This is a genomic window from Ciceribacter sp. T2.26MG-112.2, from assembly GCF_900492205.1.
Lineage (GTDB): Bacteria > Pseudomonadota > Alphaproteobacteria > Rhizobiales > Rhizobiaceae > Allorhizobium > Allorhizobium naphthalenivorans_A.
This window is the reverse complement of the sequence record NZ_UEYQ01000057.1, coordinates 1-3,171: the sequence shown is the minus strand read 5'-3', so window position 1 is coordinate 3,171 and position 3,171 is coordinate 1. Positions and strand designations below refer to the sequence as shown.

The window sequence follows — 3,171 nt, the reverse complement described above, 5'->3', positions numbered from 1 at the left end:
CGTCAGGGGCGTCCACGGGCGCCAGAGTTCTCAGAAATCGACTTCAGCTCTTGGATCGATAATGAGCTCCTGGTCGCGATCAGATAACCGGCCAGATAGGTCAGCTTCAGATATGCTTCACCGTCGCCTTTTGGCTCATAATTGATGATTGCCTGGCGGCTCGCCTTCGCCTTTTTCCCCCCTTGAACTGCCGCTGAATGCTGATCGATCAGCTCACGAAGCGAAGGTTTTTCTCCTGTCGCACCAGCTGCGATCTCCGTTACTACTCTCCTGGACGTGGACAATGCCGGAGCCGTTTTGGTGCATCGAGCGGCAATTGCTTCACGGGACGAACGCGAACTGGATGACGACAGTAGCATGGCGGATGCCTCACCGATCTAGTTGCATTGGGGATCGTCTCAGACCATCAAATCGTCCACAACGCACGATAGGATACGAAACAAGACGAAATCTTGGGCTGTAAGTCATTGGAAAAAAACGGTAAGATTTTTGTTCCGCCGCCGGCGGATGGAAGCGATTTCAAGGAACTGTTCAAGAAAATGGCTGCTGCGGGTGCCGGACGCCCCTTGGGTGAAGACGGTTTTCCCCAAGGCCCGTGGACGCCGGAGCTACTGGCGGATGCCATCTCAAAGATCGACGCCAACCGTGTCGGAGTGGATCTTCGCACCGTCCAGCTCTGGTTTCAGGAGAATGACAAAGGCATCAGCCCGGCCAACATTCGCTGGCTGGCGCGCATCTTCGGTTGCGACGATCGCGAGGCGACGAATGATTGGCTGAATGAGCTCAGCTCGGCCCAAGCGCGTCTGACCGCCAGGCGGCGAGATCAAAAGAAGACCGGTGGCTCGACTGCGACTGCCCTGCGTGTGCCTGACACGTCAGCGCCAGAAAAAAACCAGGTTCCTCTAACGCCCGTCCTCTCGGTGGACCTTCAAACCATGCCAGCGGAGCGGCCAAGGGGTTTAGCAATCAAGACCGACGCGATTTTCTCGCATGGATCACATCTGAACTTGCCGGCCTGGATCTTCGCCGGTTCGTCCGCCCTCGGATTCCTCTCATACATTTTGGGGATCCACAGCATCACCTATGTGCGCTCGGATGGTATCGAGAAGCAGGTTGGCTTCCTCTGGGCACCGAACTGGACCTTCCTGTTCATGGTGCTGTTGCCACTGTTTTTCGCCGTCGTCATCGAGCTTCTGGGTTTCTGGAAGCATGATGGCCGCCTCAGGCTACTGGCGGAGGCTGATCGTGTAAGAAGCAGCGACGCCTGGACGCTACATTTGCAGGCCAACTCACAGACCTACTGGGCAGTTTTCCTGATCTGCATATTATTCGCGGGCGTGGTGCAATGGATCGGCGTGCAGCTTATCCCTCTGCTTGAGCAAGCGCAGGATTTTGCCCCAAGCTGGGGGACGATCGGTATCATCAGGCCGGATATCCTATCGACGCCGGCGGCAATCGTGTTTACCGCCCTTGCCTATCTCTACATGTCCACAAGCTTCTACCTGCTGTTCGCCGGCCTGATCCTGCTGCATACGATCATCCATGATCTATGGAAGCTTAAACGCGGAACTGAACTCCTTGGCGAGCAGAGAGGCTGGCCGGACACCAGTGAAATCGGTCTGCGCATCATGCGCGGGGTCTTCAGATGTTCCGTGCTCGTCGTCCTTGCTGCCATCTGCATGAAGGCACAAAGTGCCTATCTCGCATCGCAGGGCCCGGATTTCGTGACATGGCTGGTCCGCGATGTCTGGGCTGCGCTGGCAGATTACGACGATGGAGATAGGACCTTCGATTACATCATGCCCACACACTACAGCAGCTTGCTCGTCGTGCTTTCGACCTGCAGCGTCTTTGTGTATGGAGCAATCCGCTTGGGGGATGATCGGCGGCTTCGTTCCCCCCTGTGGAAGATGTCTGCGGTGATCGGTTTGCTTTTCGTCTCATACATGTTGATCGACGCGTTCGATGGTTTCTCTGTTTTGCTGATCGTTACCGCACTCATTGCGACCTATGGTCTATTTGATCCGGCGTTTGAGCCAGCTTGGCGTGTCCGTGAGATAAGAGGCGACAGCCATGTTTCATAATTGGCTGGATCGTTGGGACGAGGGTCGCGCACAGCGCGGCGAAGAGGCCAAGAAGATCACGGACTTTCTTCTGGACGCCGACCGTGCATTTCCCGGCATGGGGGCGGCTGAAACGGTAGAGGAGTTTTGCGTTCTCGCGGAAACGGCCGCCGCTGACCCGGACTTTTTTGAGCCGCCTGATTCAAGCGACCAAACCTTTGAGCTTCGGGATGGCTGGCTGAAATTCCCTTCGGACGTTGCAACCGATGTTGCTGTAAACAACATCGTGTGGGCCAGGATCACCGAGAGCGGAAAACGCGATCAGGCGGTGGTGATCTTCCATCACTGGAACGCCGAAAGTCGGAACCGGCAGATTGCCGGATTCCTCTCCTGGCAAGGGATTGCGGTTATTGAGATCGCCATGCCTTACCACTTGGAGCGCAAGCGTCCGGGCTCGCTCTATGCCGATTACATGCTCAGCGCCAATCTCGGCCGAACAGTGCAGGCCGTCAGACAGGCTGTATGGGACGGGCGCAAGCTTATCCGCTGGCTGAAGCGCGAGGGGTATCGGGATGTTTCTGTCCTCGGGATGAGTCTTGGTTCTTGGATAGCCGGACTGGTCGCGGCGCATGAGACCGCCGTTTCTGGGGCGTCACTCTTCCTCACGGCAGGAAGCCTTGCCGAAATGGTATGGACCGGGCGCGCAACCCGATCGATCCGGAAGAGCCTCGAGCCGCATCTTATGCTTGCCCAGCTGCAACGAGCGTGGGCACCACTCAATCTTGAAAACCATGCAGACAAGCTGGCGCGGCCAGGCCTCGAGCTTCATGTCATACTGGCATCGAGGGACACGGTTGTTTTACCGGACCTGTCAGAACGCCTGCTGAAGCGGCTGCAGAATGCCGGAGCCAGAGTGAGCGTGCTGCGGCTGAATTGCGGCCACTACTCTCTTGGGCGGCCACCCTACATCTTGGGAGTCGGATGGAGCCTGAAGCGGTTTCTGATGTGCAAGCGCGAGGCCGCCCAGGCTTAGGAGCGCTTGAGCGCCGCATCGAGCGGCACCCAACCGCAATGAGGGGAGCCCCCTTCGGCCCCTCCCCTCAAACTC

The 3,171-nt window shown here is 57.5% G+C and carries 3 protein-coding genes; 2 read left to right on the top strand and 1 reads right to left on the bottom strand.

Translation table 11 applies throughout. The features are described 5' to 3' along the window. Nucleotides 1-2 precede the first annotated feature (2 nt). On the bottom strand, nucleotides 3-359 hold the full coding sequence (locus DYZ14_RS23925; protein WP_154722925.1) for a hypothetical protein: 357 nt from the start codon (nucleotides 357-359) through the stop codon (nucleotides 3-5). 108 nt (nucleotides 360-467) lie between these two features. Here DYZ14_RS23925 and DYZ14_RS23920 point away from each other — a divergent pair, with 108 nt between their 5' ends. Both DYZ14_RS23920 and DYZ14_RS23915 read left to right on the top strand, forming a co-directional pair. Continuing rightward, the gene (locus tag DYZ14_RS23920; RefSeq protein ID WP_154722926.1) at nucleotides 468-2,084 is read left to right on the top strand and encodes an RcgA family putative transporter; all 1,617 of its coding nucleotides are present in this window, start codon (nucleotides 468-470) and stop codon (nucleotides 2,082-2,084) included. Further along, nucleotides 2,074-3,096: an alpha/beta hydrolase family protein gene (locus DYZ14_RS23915; protein ID WP_154722924.1), complete on the top strand. Its 1,023-nt coding sequence runs from the start codon at nucleotides 2,074-2,076 to the stop codon at nucleotides 3,094-3,096. The genes DYZ14_RS23920 and DYZ14_RS23915 overlap by 11 nt, the downstream gene beginning before the upstream one ends. Nucleotides 3,097-3,171: the final 75 nt, after the last annotated feature.

What these genes read in the sequence shown, in the direction of transcription:
- DYZ14_RS23925 (WP_154722925.1), bottom strand. Translation starts at nt 359, where the DNA reads ATGCTACTGTCGTCATCCAGTTCGCGTTCGTCCCGTGAAGCAATTGCC.
- DYZ14_RS23915 (WP_154722924.1), top strand. Translation starts at nt 2,074, where the DNA reads ATGTTTCATAATTGGCTGGATCGTTGGGACGAGGGTCGCGCACAGCGC.